Source organism: Streptomyces sp. NPDC001348, assembly GCF_053597535.1.
Window position 1 is genome coordinate 88,343 of the sequence record NZ_JBSFIK010000006.1, and the last position, 16,744, is coordinate 105,086.

Annotated in this window: 14 protein-coding genes; 5 read left to right on the forward strand and 9 right to left on the reverse strand. The window is 69.8% G+C overall.

Annotated elements, in window-relative coordinates; translation table 11 throughout:
• From ACWC21_RS08605 to ACWC21_RS08635, 7 genes are all read right to left on the reverse strand, one after another.
• On the reverse strand, nucleotides 1–574 hold a 574-nt coding region (locus ACWC21_RS08605; RefSeq protein ID WP_450879496.1), incomplete at its 3' end, for an SMI1/KNR4 family protein.
• A 150-nt stretch (nucleotides 575–724) separates the two neighbouring features.
• On the reverse strand, nucleotides 725–2,578 hold the full coding sequence (locus tag ACWC21_RS08610) for an RICIN domain-containing protein (protein ID WP_450879498.1): 1,854 nt from the start codon (nucleotides 2,576–2,578) through the stop codon (nucleotides 725–727).
• Complete coding sequence (locus ACWC21_RS08615; protein WP_450879500.1) at nucleotides 2,575–4,323, reverse strand: amylo-alpha-1,6-glucosidase; 1,749 nt, start codon at nucleotides 4,321–4,323, stop codon at nucleotides 2,575–2,577. Before ACWC21_RS08615 ends, ACWC21_RS08610 begins: the two co-directional genes overlap by 4 nt.
• Nucleotides 4,324–4,433: 110 nt before the next feature.
• A complete protein-coding gene (locus ACWC21_RS08620; RefSeq protein ID WP_450879502.1) occupies nucleotides 4,434–5,276 on the reverse strand; it encodes a carbohydrate ABC transporter permease in 843 nt (280 codons plus the stop codon).
• Nucleotides 5,273–6,256 carry a carbohydrate ABC transporter permease gene (locus tag ACWC21_RS08625; RefSeq protein WP_450879504.1) on the reverse strand — a complete coding sequence of 328 codons (984 nt, stop codon included), beginning with the start codon at nucleotides 6,254–6,256 and terminating at the stop codon, nucleotides 5,273–5,275. The genes ACWC21_RS08620 and ACWC21_RS08625 overlap by 4 nt, the downstream gene beginning before the upstream one ends.
• A gap of 22 nt (nucleotides 6,257–6,278) precedes the next feature.
• On the reverse strand, nucleotides 6,279–7,520 hold the full coding sequence (locus tag ACWC21_RS08630) for a sugar ABC transporter substrate-binding protein (protein ID WP_450879506.1): 1,242 nt from the start codon (nucleotides 7,518–7,520) through the stop codon (nucleotides 6,279–6,281).
• Nucleotides 7,521–7,649: 129 nt separating this feature from the next.
• On the reverse strand, nucleotides 7,650–8,687 hold the full coding sequence (locus ACWC21_RS08635; protein WP_450879508.1) for a LacI family DNA-binding transcriptional regulator: 1,038 nt from the start codon (nucleotides 8,685–8,687) through the stop codon (nucleotides 7,650–7,652).
• Nucleotides 8,688–9,006: 319 nt separating this feature from the next.
• Between ACWC21_RS08635 and ACWC21_RS08640 the strand changes: the two genes are divergently transcribed.
• On the forward strand, nucleotides 9,007–10,008 hold the full coding sequence (locus ACWC21_RS08640) for a DUF6215 domain-containing protein (protein WP_450879510.1): 1,002 nt from the start codon (nucleotides 9,007–9,009) through the stop codon (nucleotides 10,006–10,008).
• Between the two features lie 101 nt (nucleotides 10,009–10,109).
• Here the strand turns inward: ACWC21_RS08640 and ACWC21_RS08645 are convergent, their stop codons facing one another.
• A complete protein-coding gene (locus ACWC21_RS08645; RefSeq protein ID WP_450879512.1) occupies nucleotides 10,110–11,465 on the reverse strand; it encodes a mucin-1 in 1,356 nt (451 codons plus the stop codon).
• 181 nt (nucleotides 11,466–11,646) lie between these two features.
• Here ACWC21_RS08645 and ACWC21_RS08650 point away from each other — a divergent pair, with 181 nt between their 5' ends.
• The 4 genes from ACWC21_RS08650 to ACWC21_RS08665 all read left to right on the forward strand — a co-directional run bounded on the left by ACWC21_RS08650 (nucleotide 11,647) and on the right by ACWC21_RS08665 (nucleotide 15,997).
• Nucleotides 11,647–12,666 carry a LacI family DNA-binding transcriptional regulator gene (locus ACWC21_RS08650; RefSeq protein ID WP_450879514.1) on the forward strand — a complete coding sequence of 340 codons (1,020 nt, stop codon included), beginning with the start codon at nucleotides 11,647–11,649 and terminating at the stop codon, nucleotides 12,664–12,666.
• A gap of 76 nt (nucleotides 12,667–12,742) precedes the next feature.
• On the forward strand, nucleotides 12,743–14,086 hold the full coding sequence (locus tag ACWC21_RS08655; RefSeq protein WP_450879516.1) for an ABC transporter substrate-binding protein: 1,344 nt from the start codon (nucleotides 12,743–12,745) through the stop codon (nucleotides 14,084–14,086).
• A 64-nt stretch (nucleotides 14,087–14,150) separates the two neighbouring features.
• A complete protein-coding gene (locus tag ACWC21_RS08660) occupies nucleotides 14,151–15,152 on the forward strand; it encodes a carbohydrate ABC transporter permease (protein WP_450879518.1) in 1,002 nt (333 codons plus the stop codon).
• A 2-nt stretch (nucleotides 15,153–15,154) separates the two neighbouring features.
• Nucleotides 15,155–15,997 carry a carbohydrate ABC transporter permease gene (locus ACWC21_RS08665; protein ID WP_450879520.1) on the forward strand — a complete coding sequence of 281 codons (843 nt, stop codon included), beginning with the start codon at nucleotides 15,155–15,157 and terminating at the stop codon, nucleotides 15,995–15,997.
• A 134-nt stretch (nucleotides 15,998–16,131) separates the two neighbouring features.
• Here ACWC21_RS08665 and ACWC21_RS08670 read toward each other — a convergent pair whose 3' ends face one another.
• Nucleotides 16,132–16,698: an isochorismatase family protein gene (locus ACWC21_RS08670; RefSeq protein ID WP_450879522.1), complete on the reverse strand. Its 567-nt coding sequence runs from the start codon at nucleotides 16,696–16,698 to the stop codon at nucleotides 16,132–16,134.
• Between the last annotated feature and the right edge of the window lie 46 nt (nucleotides 16,699–16,744).

Sequence of the window (16,744 nt, forward strand, 5' to 3'; positions counted from 1 at the left end):
GGATGGTCGCGTTCACGAAGTCGGGGCTCCGCGCCCGGTCGGCGTGGAAGCGGCGGTACATGGCCTCCATGTACGCGCGGAACGACGGGTAGCGGTCCGGTGGTTCACCGCTCCAGCCCTTGTAGACGTAGAGCGCCCACTCGCCGTCCCGGTCGCTGTCGCCGGGGTCGAGCAGGGCGTGCGACATGTCGGAGTCGGTCTCCAGCCGCAGGGCCCGCTGCCACATCCCGGCCAGCAGGACGTCCTCCTCGCGCGGGTCGTCACCCAGATCCTCCTCGTACAGCGGGGTCATGCCGTACGGATCCCGGAACCAGTCGATGTCCGCGGCACCGCCGAGCCGGTAGACCGCGGCGGTCTGGTCCACGTGCCACCCGTCGCTCACGGCCAGGAACTCCCGGTACGAGGTCGGCAGTCGTCGCCCCAGCCGCTCCTCGGCCGCGGCGATCGCCGCCTCGTCCGCCCCCGGGCCGCCCAGGGGAACGGCGGGCCGTTCGCCGTCCTCGCCCGCGCGCGGAACCCATTCCTGTTGCCAACGCCCCAGGAACTCCTGCCAGTTGAAAGACTCTTCGCTCATGGCCGCATGGTGGCACCCGGCACTGACAACGACGCCCCACCTCTGTCTCCGCCCATCCCCGGCGACGGCTTGGGCACACGGACGGCCCCGAGCCCTCCGGACAGACGGGGGCACGGGGCCGTCCATGACCACGCGTGGCGGCGGGTCGGTTCAGTCCCTGCCGGTCAGCCTCCAGATCTGGTTCTTCTTGGTGCTCAGTGCGCTCGCGGAGTCGCAGGTCCACTGGTGGAGCTTCGCGCCGGCGGTGGTCGAGACGTTGCTGACGTCCACGCACTTGCCGCTGTGGACCGCGACCAGCTGGTAGTCCTGGCTGTTGCCGAGCGCGCTGACGGGGTTGAGGGTGAACTGCTGGTTCGTGGCGCCGTTGCAGGTGTACTGGATGATCGCGGCACCGTCCGCGGTGGAGGCCTGGGACACGTCCAGGCACTTGCCGCTGAGCTCGTTGACCACGGTGTACGTGTCGGTCTTGCCGCTCACCGGCTTGAGGTCGAGCATCTGCTGGTAGCCGCCCTCGCAGTAGTACTGCTGGTACTGCGTGCCGTTGGCGGTGCTGAGGTTGGTGTCGTCCAGGCACTGGCCGCTGTTCTCACTGACCGCGACCGTGGAAACGGTGGCGTCGGACGGCGGCAGGAGAGTGACGGTGTAGCCGTCCTTGGCGCTCGTCCACGGGAGGGAGACCGAGGCGGCGTTGTTGCTGACCGTCAGGGTGGTGTCGGAGACGGTCGTCGGTCCGGTGACGGCGGCGCCGCCGTTGTACGGGATGCGCTGGACGACGGCGCGAACCCGGCTGTTCTGCACCACCGACGTGGTGTTCAGGCCGGTCAGGTTCACGGTGACCGTACCGGTGTTGCCGCTGCTGCCGAGCAGCACCTTGGCGTTCTCGGCGGTGTTGTCCTTGGTCGCGAGGCCGTCGGTGCCGGTGCCGGGTGTGAGTTTGACGATGTTGCCGGTCTGGGAGCCGTAGTAGCGGTACATGAACCACTCCCCCAGCGGCAGGTACTGGCCGGCGCTGTTCTTGGTGAGCAGGTTCGCCTCGTAGTCGTGCAGGTTGGTGCCGGAGGCCCAGTTGCCGCGCAGGCCGTCGGCGCCGGCCCGCTCCAGGCGGCCGATGAACCAGGCACCGCCGCCCGGGGACTGCATGGAGAGAGTCGCGTACTCGTTGATCTGATACGCCCGGGTGCGGGTCAGCCCCGCGGCGGCGAGGGTGGAGTCGGCCCGGCCCACGTCGGTCGCCGGGTCCCCCGGCTCGTCGTGCCAGCTGTAGATGTCGGGGGCGACGTTGTTGGCCTTGACGTAGTTGAGGTAGGTGGTCCACCAGCTGTTGGAGGAGTTCGGCTGGCCGGCGATACTGGGGCCGACGATGAGCTGGGAGGGGAAGGCGGCGCGCACCCTGGCGTAGAAACGCGACCACATCTGCAGGTACTGCGCCTGCGAGGGTTTCCAGAAGCCGCTGCCGTCGGGCTCGTTCCACAGGTCCCACTCGACGGTCATGTTGTTGGCTTTGACATCGCTGATGAGCTGGGTGACGAAGTCGTCGAACTGCGTCCAGTCACCGTTGTCCCCGGGCCAGCCCTGGCTGGTGGTGCCGTCCGCGCCCCACAGGTCGTGGGGCAGCAGCACGAAGGTGCCGCCGAGGGCGGTGGTGCGCTTGTACTGGGCCAGGGTGGAGGCCCATCGGGTCTGGTAGTCGGCGAGGCTGGTGGCGTAGCCGCCGCTGTTGAGCTGTGCGCCTCCGGCCCGCATGAAGTGCCACTTGATGTCCTTGAAGAAGTGGTCCTGCGGGAGGGTGCCGTCCGGCGTCATCCCGTAGATCATGCCTGAGGCGTGGTACGCGGGGGCGCCTCCGGCGGTGGCGAAGTCGACGGTGACACTTGTGTCGGCGGCCTGCGACGGGGTGGCGGGCAGCAGCGTGGTGGCCAGTGCGGCCGTCAGCGCCGCGAGGCACGACGCCGCTCGGCGTCCGGTGCGGTTTCGCGTTCTGGGGAGTGTCCGGGGCGGGTTCATGCGCGGCTCCTTGATGAGTGGCGGTGGACGTGTGCTTCGGCGAGGAGGAGATAGCTGCTGGCGGTCCAGGTGTAGGCACGGTCGCGCTGGCCGGTGCCGGTGAGGGCGTCGAAGTTCTCGGCGAATCCGTTGGTCTCGCACAGGCCGCGGAAGCGGGCGCTGACGTCGTCCGCGAGGCGCTGGTGGCCGGCGCGGCGCAGGCCGTCCTCGATGAGGACCGTGGCGGGAGCCCAGATGGGGCCGCGCCAGTAGCCGTCGGAGAGGTAGTGAGGTGAAGTGGGGTGTTCGGTGGCCAGGCCGTGCGGGGTCAGGTGGGCTTCGATCCGTTCGGCCAGTACGGCGCCGATGTCCTCGGGCAGGTACTCGCCCAGCACCATGGGCATCAGGTCGAGGAGGCCGGCACTGGTCCAGGTGTCCGAGCCGCCGGCCGAGCGGGCGGCGAACCGGTCGCCGGTCCACAGCGTCTCCAGCATCGCGGCCTGCGTCGCGTCGGCCGTTCGTGTCCACCGTCGGGCCTCGTCGGGCTTCCCCAACTCGTTCGCCAGGGTGGCGAGCTCGTGCAGCTGCAGGGTGAGGAAAGCGGCCAGGTCGGCGGTGACGACCACGCGTTCGGGATCGAAGGTGGTGGCGTTGTCCCAGCCGCTGTCGTTGCCGTGCTGGTAATGGGGCAGGGCGGCGCCGGGCGCGCGCCGTGCGGTGAGCCAGAAGTCCGTCCAGCGCGCCAGTCTGTCGTACGCCTCGGCCAGTTGGGTTCCGCCGAGGGGTTCGGGGAGCCGATGGCGCAGGTGGCGAAGGGCCCAGCCGTGGATGGGTGGTTTGACGAAGTTGTACAGGACTTCGGAATGCGTGACCGAGTCGGGCAGGGCTCCGGCCTCGTCCTGGTGGTCGAAGGGCAGTGAGAACTGGTCCCAGGCCAGCCCGGGGGATCCGGGGGCCAGGGCGAGGGCGTTGAAGCAGTGGTCCCAGCTCCAGACCTTGTCCATCCAGTGCTTGGACATCAGCACCGCGCGACGGGTGACCAGGCCGGCCGGGCGTACCGTGGCGGACCACACCACGTACGCGGCGAGTTCGGCGGCGGGGGTGTCGGCGGAGCGCCACGGGGCGACCGCGTCGGCGAAGCCGGCGAACGATCGCCGTGCGGCTTCCGTGACCTCGCCGAACGACGTCGACCGCCGGTAGGGCTGTCGCGCGCTGTCGAGTTCCTCGACCGCGACCTCCCACGGTCCGTCGTCTGTGGCGGTGACCGTGAGACCGCGGTCACCGGCACCGAGGGCCTGGGCGCCGGACACCTCGGCGACCGTGCCGGACAGCACGGTGATCCGGTAGCGGCGGCCGGTCTCGTAGGAGGTGAAGGTGTGGGCGCCGTCCACCGGGTCGCGGTAGAAGTAGGTCCCGCTGAAGGGGGTGAGGGTCTTCGCGGCCGCGGTGACGTGCAGGTCCAGCCCTTGGCCCTGCACGCGTACGGTGTCCGGTGACTCGTAGGCGAGGTCGATGCGGCCGTCCGCGCCGGTCCAGCTGAGCAGGCCGGCTGTCGCCCGTACGACGGTCTCCGCCCGCTCGCCCGTCGCCGCGCCGAGGGGGACGAGACGCAGGACGGCGTGCATGCCGTTCTGGTGGGAGACGAGGTGGAGGTCCTCGGAACGTGTCTTCTCCGCCAGTACGGGAGAGATGCCGAACCAGGATCCGTACGTGCTGAACGGGATGTCGTGGACGGAGAAGGCCGGGCCGGGCGGGGCAGCGGTCATGAAGGCGGCACTCATTTCTTGGGCGGAGTGTTCGGCGGTCTGCCGGTCCGGGGCGCCGGTGCTCGCGCGGCGGCTCGCGCAGAGCGCCACCGCACCCGGGCGCTGCGGTGTCAGTCCTTGACGGCTCCGGCGGACACGCCGGCGGCGACGTAACGCTGGGCGAGGACGAGGATGACCGCGGCCGGAGCTGAGGCAACGACGGCGGTGGCCATGATGGCGTTCCACTCCTGGTTGTTGTTGCCGATGTAGTGGTAGATGCCGAGGGTGATCGGCTCGTGCGCGCCGCCGTTGACCAGGGTGTTGGCGAACACGAAGTCGGACCACGACCACAGGAACGCGAACAGGGACACCGTGACGACGGCGTTGCGGCTCATGGGCAGCACGATCGACCGGAAGGTGCGCCAGGTTCCGGCGCCGTCCACCCTCGCGGCCTGGAGCAGTTCGCCGGGAATGCCGGACATGAAGGCGGTGAAGATCAGCACCGCGAAGGGAACGGCCAGTGTGGAGTCGGCGACGATCAGGCCGGGCACGGACTGGAGCAGGCCGAGGCTGAGGTAGACGGCGTAGAAGCCCATCGCCATGATGATGCCGGGGATCATCTGGGCAGCCAGCAGGACGAAGCTGAGGATGCCGCCGCCACGCGGCCGGAGCTTGGCCAGGGCGTAGCCGGCCGGCGCGGACAGGGCGACGGTGAGGAGGACCGTGCCCAGGGCGACGACCAGGCTGGTGCCGAGGTAGGGCAACTGCTCGTGGAGGACGGTGCGGTAGCCGGTCAGCGTGCCGTGCGTCGGCAGCAGGTCCGGTGGGCTCTTGCGCATGTCCTGGTCGCGGGTGAAGGACACGTTGATCATCCAGTAGACCGGGAACAGCATGACCGCGGTCAGCAGGACGCCTGCGGTCGTTTTCCCCCAGGCACGGCGCCGGCGGTTCAGGACCCATGGTGAACTCGTCATGACAGCGCCTGCTTTCGCTGGGCCCGGACGTGGACCAGGCCGAAGACCAGGGCCGCGACCACGAGCAGGTTCCCGACGGCCGCGCCGGGGCCGAAGGCCGGGAGAAGATTGCCGAAGCCGAGCCGGTAGGACCAGGTGGCGAAGGTGGTCGACGAGTCCGCCGGACCCCCCTTGGTCATGATCCAGATGATGTCGAAGACCTTGAGCGTGTAGACCAGGCCGAGGAGCAGCGTGATGGCGGACACCGGGCGCAGCAGCGGGAAGGTGATGCGCCAGAAGCGGTGCCAGGCGTTCGCTCCGTCGAGGGCGGCCGCCTCGTACAGGCTCGCGGGGATGGACTGCAGGCCGCTGTGGAGCACGACCAGGTTGAACGGGACACCGATCCAGATGTTCGCGATGATGACCGAGGCCAGTGACCACGAGGGTGAGGTCAGCCAGTTCACCGGGCCGATGCCCAGGACGTGCAGGGCGGCGTTGACGATTCCGGAGTCGCTGTTGAGCATCCACGACCAGGTGGACGCCGAGACGATCAGCGGCAGCAGCCACGGCACCAGGAACAGGGCACGCAGGGTCGCCGACAGCCGGAAGTGCTGGTTGAAGAAGACCGCGAGTGCCAGGCCGATGGCGTACTGGAAGACCAGGCACACGGCGGTGAACACCACGGTGTGCAGCAGCGCCGGGGCGAAGGTCGGGTCGTCGAAGACGGTCCGGTAGTTCTTCAGGCCTGTGAAGGGCGCGTTGCCCTGGACGAAGGAGCGGACGGTGTAGTTGCGCAGGCTGAGGTCGATGTTCCGGTAGAGCGGATAGGCGTAGAAGAGGACGAGGTAGAGGGCAACCGGGGCGAGGAATCCCCAGGCGGCCCACTGCGGCGAGGTCGGACGGCGCCGTGCTCGCGCACGTTCCGGGGACGGGGCGGCGGTGGCCACCCCGTTCCGGGCCGGCGCGGGCCGGCGGTCCGGCAGTTGTGTCGTGTGGTTCATCTGCGGACCGGAAACTTCCTGGCTACTGTGCGGCCGACTGGGCCTTGGCGAACGCGTCCTTGGGTGACTCGGCCCCGCTGAGGGCGGACTGGACCGCCTTCCACATCTGCTCGGAGATCTTCGGGTACTTGGTGCCCAGGTTGTCACTGGTGCGTCCCTTGGCCGACTTGACCGCGTCCACCCAGGGCTTCAGCTTGGGGTTCGCCGCGACCTGCTTGTCCTGGACCTCGCTGGTGGGTGCCACATAAGAGAGCGTGGTGTCGGTGTCGTACAGGTTCCGGGTGCTGGTCAGGCAGTCCGTCAGCTTCTGGGAGGTGGCGTAGCGGCCCGTGTCGCCCTGGACGGGGATGGTGACGAACTCGCCGCCGGTGGGAGCCGCGGCATTCCCGCCCGAGGCGCCGGGGATGGGCAGGACGCCGTAGTCGAAGCCGGCCTTTTCGGCGTTGGCGAGCTGCCAGGTGCCGTTCTCCGCGAAGGCGTAGTCGCCGGTCGCGAACTCCTGCCAGCTGGTCGTCTGGGTGTTGTTGAGCACCGAGTTGGGGGCGTAGCCCTTCTTCAGCCAGTCCTTCCACAGCGACAGCGCCGAAACACCCTGGGGCGAGTCGAGTTCGGTCAGCTTCGCGCCCGCTCCCCAGAACCACGGCAGGAACTGGAAGCTGCCCTCCTCCGTGCCGATCGCGGAGAAGGTGATGCCTTTCTTGCCCGCCTTCTTCACCTTCGCCAGCGCCGTCGTCAGCGACTTCCAGTCCTTGACCGAGGCGACGTCCACGCCGGATGCCGCGAGGACCTTCTTGTTGTAGTAGAGGGCGAGGGTGTTGGCGCCGATGGGCGTTCCGTACGTCTTCCCGCCCGACTGTCCGGCCGCGAGGAGGTTGGGGTCCACCTTCGAGGTGTCCAGCTTGTTGTCGCCGGTCGTGGTGAGCACTCCCGCCTCGGCCAGCGTCGACACCACGGGGTTGTCGACGATGAGGACGTCCGCGGAGTTGTCCTGCTGCGCGGCCAGGAGCGCCTTGTTGCCCAGGTCGCTGGTGTCGAAGGCGGTCCGCTTGATCTTCACTCCGGCCTTGGCGCCGCACTCGTCCAGCAGCTTCACCCAGGCCGAGGTCTTGTCGAACTGCGGGTACGGGTCCCAGATCGTGTACGTGCCGCTGCCGGCGCCCTTGCTGTCGGTGCTGCCCGAGCCGGAGGAGCAGGCGGTGCCGACGACGGCGACGACGGTCGACACGGCCACGGCGGCGAGGAGTCGTCTGGAGGAGCTGTGCATGGCGGGTCCTTCGTTCTTGGCACGAGGGTGCCGTGGGAGGGGTGGCGTGGGGGAAGCGGGCACGCCGAAGGGCGGCGGGGGCCGGGTGCCCGGTACAAAGGAGAGAAGCGGCGGGGTGGTGACGTGCGGTCAGAGGTGCGGGGTACGGGCGGAACGGTTGTCACCGGCGGGCCCGGTGCTGGCCCGCAACGAGATCGGCGGCGTGAGGAGATGGTGCCGGGGGGAGGCGCCGGGATGGTCGAGCCGTTCGACGAGCAGGTCGACGGCTCGGCGGCCCATCTCCTCCGCCGGCACGTCGGCCGCCGTGAGCTGCGGGGTCACCGTCTCCGCCCACCTGCCGGCCACGACTCCGGTGACGGAGAAGTCGCGCGGCACATGGCGGTCCGCCTGGGCGAGTCCGCGGTAGAGGCCGCCCAGGGCGGCCTCGTTCAGCGTGACCAGGGCGGTGGTGGCCGGGTTGTCGTGCAGGATCCGCTCCACGCAGAGCTGGCCGGACGCCGCGTCGTCCCCGCAGCAGTACGTCCTCACGGCCAGCCCGCGCTCGGCCGCGGCCTTGGTGAAGCCCTCGAGTCCCCGGTGCGCGGACTCGTACCCCGCCCGCAGGAGCTGCTCGGGCCGGTTGACGAAGGCGACCTTGCTGTGGCCCAGGTCCGCGAGGTGGTGGACGCACGCCTCCACCAGCGCTGTGTGGTCCAGGCCGACCCACCAGCCGCCTTCCGGGTGGGCGGTGCGTCCGATGGCGACGGAGGGGAAGTCCAGCTCGGCCAGGTGGTCGACCCGGTCGTCCGCCAGCCTGATCTCCATCAGGATCGCGCCGTCGACGCGCCGCTCCCCCAGCAGCCGCTGGAACGAACGATCGCTGTCCACGCCGCTCGGGGACAGCAGCACGTCGTAGTCGTGCGCCGCGGCGGCCTCCACGACGCTGCCGATGAAGTCCAGCTGCATCCCGGTGTAGTGGTTCCCGGCCGGCGGGAAGACCAGACCGATGGTGCTGGTCCGCCCGTTGGCCAGGGCCCGCGCACTCGCGTTGGGCCGGTAACCCAGCTCGTCGATGACCCGCTGGATCTTCCGGCGGGTGTCCTCGGACACGGGCCGCTTGCCGCTGAGCGCGTACGACACGGTGCTCCGCGAGACACCAGCTCGCTTTGCGATCTCACCGATGTTCACGAGCACTCCTTGCTGTGAGCGGTCGAAGCGATCCAAGCCGTGAGCGGTCGAAGCGGTTCGACTTCTGCCTGCAGTCGATCAGGTACTGGCCATCGAACCGGTTCGCGTGCAGTGAAATTAGGAGCTGCCCGGACGGGTGTCAACGGCTCCTACCGAATTTTTCGCGGCGACCGTCGTCCGGCACGGTGCGGGGCCGGGGCCCGGCCCACCCGGGTTCACCGCCGCCTGCTCGCGTCCTGGCTTCGGCAGCCCTCGAAAGGTGCCCGGAACTGTGGCTTCCACCACGGCGGTTGCGGGCTTGTCCTGGTGAGATCACCAGGTGCTCGGATTACTCCTCCGTCTCCTGCCGCTCTGGGTCCGCGAGCCCCTGTTCATCGTGCTCGGATCGGTTCTCGGGGTACGCATCATGTATCTCGCCTTCCGCGACGACGACCTGGTCGCGGCCGGTCTCGGCGTGGTGTTCCTCGTGTTCACCGCCATACGCGTCCACATGGTGGTCCGGGCCCTGCGCGCACGCCGGAACCCGGGTCCGGCTCCCTTCGCGGACGAGGTGGCGCCCGATGCCGCCGGCCCGTCCGCGGAGGCCGGAACCGGGCCGCGTCCCGGCCCGCTCACCGCGGAGAAGGAGCCCAACGCGTGGGGCCAGGCCGTCGCTGCCGTGGCCGTGTTCGGGGCACTCGCGGGGGCACTGTGGGTCGCGCCGCACCTGATGCCGTCCGGCGACAGCACCTCGCGGCCGGCCTCGTGTACGGGCGGGGGTCACGAGGCACTGCCGAAGGTCTACATGAAGAAGCCCCGGCCTGCGACCGGTGAAGAGCTGTGCAAGGCGCTCAACCGGCCGGACCTGGCCAGGCTCCTCGGAACGCCCGAAGAGAGCGCGCACGGCGCTACGGGCACCAGCGACACCGCACCCCTGACCGATGGGAAGGTCGCCCGGCCGGAGGCCGAGGTCACGTTCGACACGTACACCGTGAACGTCTCGGCCACTTACAACGAGCTCTCGACCGGCCAGTACGTGAAACTGATGAAGTACGGTGACGAGACGGACGTCAGGACACTCACGGTTCTCGGCCGGCCGGCGGTCTTCTCCTCGGACCACACCATGAAGTTCGAGATCAATCTCGGCAGCGGCGGATCGGGCGGACCCGTCCAAGAAGGCCCCCTGGCCAGGACGCTGTCCGTGGCCCTCGACCGTCATGACCGGGGCGGCTACTACGACGTCACCGTATGGAGCACCTCCGGAGCCCTCCCCGACGACGGCGTCGTCCTCGGCATCGCCGAGAAGGTTCTGCCGACGATTCCCGAACGGGCTGTCCGGTGAGACGCCGAGGGCCGCATTCACTCCTGTGACGGAACGCGGTCGGCTTCTCCCTCACCCGGCAGGCGGCGCGGCCCGGGGCCGGACCCCCGGGCCGCGAACGGTCATGCCTCGCCGTGCCGTGGCCCCGGCCAGACGGCCGAGGCGTCGTCCCGTTCCGGTGAGGGGAGGCGTACCGGGCGTACCGGCACCGACCGGGTGCGGCCCTCACTGAGCACCGTCCAGGGCATGGGGTGGCCGGAGTAGCAGGTGGCGGTCAGCACGAAGACGCCGTCGGCGTACACCTCCACGTACTCACCCACGGTGAGGACGCGCAGAGCGGCGACCGGCTCGGCCAACCGGGCTTCCGCGACGCGCTTTCCGCCGGGACCCGCGACCCACACCTCCTCGCCGTCGTAGCCGACGGCGAGGGCCGTGCCGCCACCGTCCGGTCGTTCAGCGCGCAGGGCGATGTCCACTGGGCCCGAGACGGTGAGGTCGCCGACCGCGTGCAGTGAAGCCTCGCCGCCCGGCTCTCCGAGCCAGCGGTCCAGCCCGGGCCACCATTCGAGGCGCGGTGCCCCTTGTGCGGGCGTGACCAGGAGCTTGGGCTGGGCGAGCATGCCGCGGCACGGGGCGCCGTCGTCGGTCAGGCCGACCCGGCGGGGGGCCGTGTGCAGGACGACACGTGAACCATCGGGTGCGCCGATGACCCGGGGGGCGTACGAGCCCGTGGGGCCCAGGGGGCCGCGCCGGGTCCAGGGGCCGCGCAGCCGCGGGGCGGTCCATGCCTCGAAGCCGCGGGTCGCGCCGATGGACCCCAGCAGCAGCCAACTGCCGTCGGCGAGACGTTCGAGCACCGGGCACTCCAGCTCGTCGACGTCTCCGGGCGCGATGAGCGGCGGGTGGACCGTCCAGTGCTCCAGATCGTCGGAGGTCGCCCAGGCGACGCAGCCGCTGACGCCGACCGGGAGCGAGGCGTCACTGGCGCAGACCACCATCACCCAGCCGTCCGACTCGTCGTCGGGTACCACGAACGGGTCGCGCCAGCCCATGCGTTCACCGGTGCGGTACCAGCGCGCGTCGGCTTCGGCCACCGGGCCGGTGCCGTGCCGCCGCCAGCCGGTGCCGTCCGTGCGGACCGAGTACGCGAGGCCGACGGACTGCAGGGGCCAGCCGCCCGGGGTGAGACCGGAGACGCCGGTGTAGAACATCGCCATGCCGCTCCCGTGCCGGATGGGGTGCATGGTCCACACGGCCTGCTGGTCGAAGCGTCCGGGCAGGCCGTTGCCGAAGGCGACGCCCTGCGGTTGCCAGCCGACCAGGTCGGAGGAGGTGGCCCGGCCGTACGACGTCTCCATCCGCAGGTGGTCGAACTCGTCCGTCCACGGACCCTGCAGATGCAGCACCACATAGGCGCCGTCGTCGTCACGGAGCAGGGCGAAGTCGTTCACGCAGAGGCCGGGCGGGGCGTATCGCATGCGCACTTCCTGTCGGCTGGGCAGCGCTCAAACGCGTGCGCTGTTCAAAGATACAGAACGTCTCGGTTGAGAATCGGCCCAAGTAAATCTGAACGCAAACGCTTGCGCAACGACGAGGGCGGGTCTACGGTCGCGTCACCCACAGACAACACCGAGGTGAAACAACGGGAGGTAGTGCGCCTTGACGGTCAGCATCACCGACGTCGCCCGCGCCGCCGGCGTCTCCGCGTCCACCGTGTCCCGCGCGCTGCGCGGAAGGCCGGGCGTGTCGGACGAGGTACGGGCCCAGATCGCGGCCGTCGCCGCCTCGCTCGGCTACACCGCCTCCCGGTCGGCCTCCAGCCTGGCCAGCGGCCGCACCTACACCATCGGCGTGATCGCGCCCTACATCGGTCGCTGGTTCTTCGGCACGGTGCTGGACGCCGCCGAGAAGGAGTTCAGCGCCGCCGGTTACGACGTACTGCTGTACAACCTCGGAACGCCGGAGACACGCAAGCGTTTCTTCACCAAGCTGCCCGTGCGCAAGCGGGTGGACGCGGTGCTGTCCCTGCTGATCCCCGACGAGGACGAGGCGGCGGTGCTGCGTTCGCTCGGGGCGCCCTTGGCGACGACCGTGGGCGGCCCCCGGGACGGCTTCGGGGTCGTCGGCATCGACGACCACGCCGGCGCCACCAGCGCCGTGCGGCACCTGGTCAACCTCGGTCACCGCCGGATCGGCATGATCTCGGGAGCCAGTGAGCCGCTGCACTGGACGACCCCGGTCGAGCGCCGCCAGGCGTTCCTGGACGTCCTGGCCGACGCCGGTATCGCGCACGACCCGGCGCTCGAGGCGGACGGGGGCTACACGGTCGATGGCGGCGAGCGGGCCATGACCGAGCTGCTGAGCGCGTCCCGGCCGCCGACAGCCGTGTTCGCCCAGTCCGACGAGATGGCGATGGGCGCGCTGCGCGCACTGCGCCGGCATCGTCTGAAGGTCCCGGACGACGTGTCCGTCGTCGGTTTCGACGACCACGAACTCGCCGAGGTGATCGGGCTGACGACCGTCGCCCAGCCTGTCGCGGGCCAGGGAGCGCAGGCCGCCCGGCTGCTGCTCCGGCAACTCGACGACCCCGGCACCGAACCGGAGGGCCACGTGCAGATGCCCATCCGGCTGGTGCTCCGCGACACCACCGCCCCGCCCCGCCCCCGCGGCCCCCAGTGATCCGCGGCGCTCACCACGCCCGTTCCGCCACCACCACCCTCATCTGAAACCGACGCACGTACGGAGGCAGCCCCCTATGAACGCCCGACGCAGAAAGTTCCGTCACGCGGCCTGTACGAGCCTCGCCCTCGCCCTGCCCCTGGCGGCACTGACCGCCTGCGGCGGGAGCGGCGGTGCCGAGGCATCCGCCGAGGCCGGCAGCGGAAAGGGCACCGTCAGGGTCTGGGCTCACCAGGGGCAGAAGAGCGAGGACGCCGCCCTGCAGAACGCGGTGAAGTCCTTCAACTCCGCCCAGAAGGACATCAAGGTCCAGCTGAGGCTCATACCTGCCAACGACTACACCAAGACCATCACCGCCACGGACGCCTCCCAGCTGCCGGACGTGCTGGAGTTCGACGGCCCGACCATGGCGAACTTCGTCTACAACAAGAAGCTGGCCCCGCTGGACTCCTACGTCTCCGGGAAGACCCTTGCCAACGCCACCGATGCCGCCAAGGCCCAGGGGGCGATCGGCGGCAAGCACTACGGCCTGGGCATGTACGACTCCGGACTGGGTGTCTACGGCAACAAGAAGCTGCTGGACGCCGCCGGGGTGAAGTACCCGACGGGTCTGTCCGACGACTGGACCGCCGCGCAGTTCACCGCCGCGCTCAAGGCCCTCAAGGCCAAGGACGCCGACGGCAAGGTCCTCGACATCCAGGAGGGCAACGGCCTGGCCACCGAGTGGGGCACGTACGGCTTCGCACCGGTCGTCTGGTCCGCCGGTGGCGCCCTGCTGAAGGGCGGCAAGGCGTCCGGTGCCCTCGACGGCGCGGCGGCGGTCTCGGCGCTGAGGACCTTCCAGTCCTGGAAGCCCTACGTCGACGCCAACACCGACGGCAACGCCTTCGCCAAGGGGAGGGTCGCGCTCAGCTGGGTCGGCCACTGGATGTACCCCGCCTACAGCGCGGCCCTCGGCAAGAACCTGGTCGTCCTGCCGCTGCCCGACTTCGGCAACGGCCCCAAGACCGGGCAGGGTTCCTGGTCGTGGGGTATCGGCGCCGGCACGAAGAACGCCAAGGCGGCCGGCGCCTTCCTCGACGCCCTCCTCGACGACACCAACGTGCAGGCCATGACCAGCGCCAACGGCGCACCGCCCGCCACCAGGAGCGCACTCGCCAAGAGCCCGCTCTACAAGAAGGGCGGCCCGCTCCAGCTGTTCGCTCAGCAGCTCGCCAAACCCTGTGGTGACGCGCACATCACCAAGTCCTGCGTCGCCGTCACCCGGCCGCTGACCGCGGGATACCCCACCGTGACGGCCCGGTTCAGCGAGGCCCTCAACGCCGTCTACGGCGGTGCCGACCCGAAGCAGGCCCTGTCCAAGGCCGCCCGCGCCATCGACCGGGACTTCTCCGACAACGCCGGCTACCAGATCCCGTAAGACGCATCGGTGGGGGCGGGACCGCGTGCGCCGCCGGCCGCCCCCGCCGGGAACAGGACTCCTCTTGAAATCCGTCGGATCCGTACCCGCGGCCGCCCCGGTCGGCCGCGGGCAGAGCCGGCCCGCGCCGGCTCCCGCCGCCTCGTCCGCCCGCCCCGCGTCGCGCCGCAACGGTGGCGGGCTCCACGGGCTGCTGATGGCCGCTCCCGCGGTCGCCGGGCTGATCGCCTTCGTCGCCATCCCGTTCGTGTACGCGGTGGTCCTCTCGTTTTACAACGTGCGCCTCAACTCCCCGTTGCAGCCCACCTTCTTCGGGCTGGAGCAGTACCGGCGCCTGTTCACCGACCCGGACCTGTCGGGGCCCTTCCTGCGGTCCCTGCTGAACAACCTGACGTTCGCCGTGGTCGTCGTGCCGTTGCAGACCGGTCTTGCGCTGGCCCTCGCGATCCTGCTGAACCGGAAGCTGAAGGCGATCGGATTGTTCCGATCGCTGTTCTTCCTGCCGGTGGTGTTCCCGATGGCGCTGGTGGCCGTCGTCTGGCGGCTGATCCTGGCGCGCAGTGACCAGGGCATGCTCAACTCCGTTCTGCACGCGGTGAGTCTGGGCAACTGGGGTGCTTTCGACTGGCTCGGTGACGCGGCCACCGCGATGGCCTCGGTGATCGTGCTGTCGGTATGGCAGGGTGTGGGCTTCCAGATGGTCATCCTGCTCGCCGGCCTGCAGCAGATCCCGGATGAGCTGTACGAGGCCGCCCGGCTCGACCGTGCCTCGCGCCGGCAGCAGTTCCGCCACGTCACGCTGCCGGGAATCCGCGGCACCCTGACCTTCGTCGCCCTGCTCACCTCCGTCCTCTCCTTCCGGGTCTTCGACCAGGTCTACGTCCTCGTCCGGGGCGGCGGGCTCGACGAGGACGCGACACGGACCGTGATGTACCAGGCGGTGACCACCGCCTTCGACCAGAACAACGTCGGTCAGGCGGCCGCGATCACCGTGGTGTTCTTCCTGATCGTGGTCGCCCTGACCCTGATCCAGCGCCGCGTCGTCCGGCCCGACAACGAGGACTGACCATGGCCACGACCCGCACGCCCGTGCGCCGCCTGCTCGACTACACCGTCCTGAGTCTGCTGGCGTTCGTCTTCTCCCTGCCCGTCCTCTACCTCTTCCTGGGCAGCCTGAAGCCGTCCGACGAGGTCCTGAACGGCCTGTCCGGCTTCCTGCCGACGCACCTGTCCTTCCACAACTACGCGGCTGTCCTGGACAGCCTGGACTCCGGCAGCACCGGCTACTTCTGGCGCTTCATGGGTGTCTCGCTGCTGGTCGCCTTCGCCGTCGTGACCGGAGGACTGTTCGTCAACTCCATGGCGGCCTACGGGCTTTCACGGCTGGAGTGGCGGGGCAGAAGGGCCGTCCTCACCCTGGTCCTGCTGTTGATGCTGGTCCCGTTCGAGTCGGTGGCCGTACCCCTCTTCTACCTGTTCAACGACCAGCGCGACACGCTCTACATCCAGGCGGTTCCCTTCATCGCCAACGCCTTCTCCATCTACCAGTTCCAGACCTTCTTCCGGAAGATCCCGCCGAGCATCGAGGAGGCCGCCCGTCTCGACGGTGCGGGTCCCTGGCGCACCTTCTTCGCCGTCATCGTGCCGATGTCGAAGCCGGCGTTCGCCTCGGTGGCCATCCTCACCTTCCTCACCCAGTGGGGCTCCTTCCTCTGGCCGGTCCTGATGGTGTCCGACCCCTCGGTACGACCGCTTCCGCTGGAGATGAGCGTCTTCCAGGGACAACAGCCGCCCGACTGGGGGCAGATCCTCGCCTTCGGCGTCCTTCTGGTCCTGCCGGTCCTGGTCGTCTTCGCCTTCTTCCAGCGCTGGTTCGTCCAGGGCGTCGCCAGTTCCGCGGTCAAGGGCTGACGCCGGGCGCGGCTGGTTCGACGGGGGCGACGGGGGCGGCGTGGGAAAGGCGGCGAGGGCGCGCGTGCCGGCTCCTCGGCGTCGGGCGGGACGACCGGTCCACGGGTGTCGGCGCCCGCGGCCGGTCCGCCGGCTCAGCCTTCGTCACCCGCCGCGAAGGTCACCTCCGCCGTGTCGACGGTCCCTGCGCTGCGCCCGGGCGCGCTCTGCCACCGCCAGTAGAGATTGGTGTGCGCGATCACCTGGTCCGGGGTCGGCGCCCCGTACTCGGTGAGGTCCTCCGTCGTATGCGCGTCGGCGACCAGCGTGACATCGTACCCGCGCACGAAGGCCCCGTGGAGGGTCGAGCGGATGCACGCGTCGGTCTGGGCGCCCGTGACGACGAGCCGCCCGACCCGCCGTTCGGCGAGCAGCGCCTCCAGCCGGGTGTCCTCGAACGAGTCGCCGTACGTCTTGTGGACGACCGGCTCCGCGTCATGGCGAAACAGCTCCGGCACGTACTGCCAGGTCTCACTGTCCCGCTCGAGATGGTCGTCGGAGTGCTGCACCCAGATCACGGGCACGTCCTCCGCGCGTGCCCTGCCGACCAAGGTGTCGATGTTCGCGATCACGCCGTCGCGGTTGTGGGCGCCTGCCATCACCCCGTTCTGGACGTCGATGACGAGCAGCGCGGTGTTCGGCCGATCGGGCAGGGTCGTCATGAAAACCTCTTGTTCCTCGTCGTGGGTCCTTTACGCCCCACAGTAG

Excerpts from the sequence above, each read along its gene's own strand:
- ACWC21_RS08610 (WP_450879498.1), bottom strand. The coding sequence starts at position 2,578 with ATGAACCCGCCCCGGACACTCCCCAGAACGCGAAACCGCACCGGACGC.
- ACWC21_RS08620 (WP_450879502.1), bottom strand. The coding sequence starts at position 5,276 with ATGACGAGTTCACCATGGGTCCTGAACCGCCGGCGCCGTGCCTGGGGG.
- ACWC21_RS08655 (WP_450879516.1), top strand. The coding sequence starts at position 12,743 with ATGAACGCCCGACGCAGAAAGTTCCGTCACGCGGCCTGTACGAGCCTC.
- ACWC21_RS08615 (WP_450879500.1), bottom strand. The coding sequence starts at position 4,323 with ATGACCGCTGCCCCGCCCGGCCCGGCCTTCTCCGTCCACGACATCCCG.
- ACWC21_RS08630 (WP_450879506.1), bottom strand. The coding sequence starts at position 7,520 with ATGCACAGCTCCTCCAGACGACTCCTCGCCGCCGTGGCCGTGTCGACC.
- ACWC21_RS08645 (WP_450879512.1), bottom strand. The coding sequence starts at position 11,465 with ATGCGATACGCCCCGCCCGGCCTCTGCGTGAACGACTTCGCCCTGCTC.
- ACWC21_RS08625 (WP_450879504.1), bottom strand. The coding sequence starts at position 6,256 with ATGAACCACACGACACAACTGCCGGACCGCCGGCCCGCGCCGGCCCGG.
- ACWC21_RS08665 (WP_450879520.1), top strand. The coding sequence starts at position 15,155 with ATGGCCACGACCCGCACGCCCGTGCGCCGCCTGCTCGACTACACCGTC.
- ACWC21_RS08670 (WP_450879522.1), bottom strand. The coding sequence starts at position 16,698 with ATGACGACCCTGCCCGATCGGCCGAACACCGCGCTGCTCGTCATCGAC.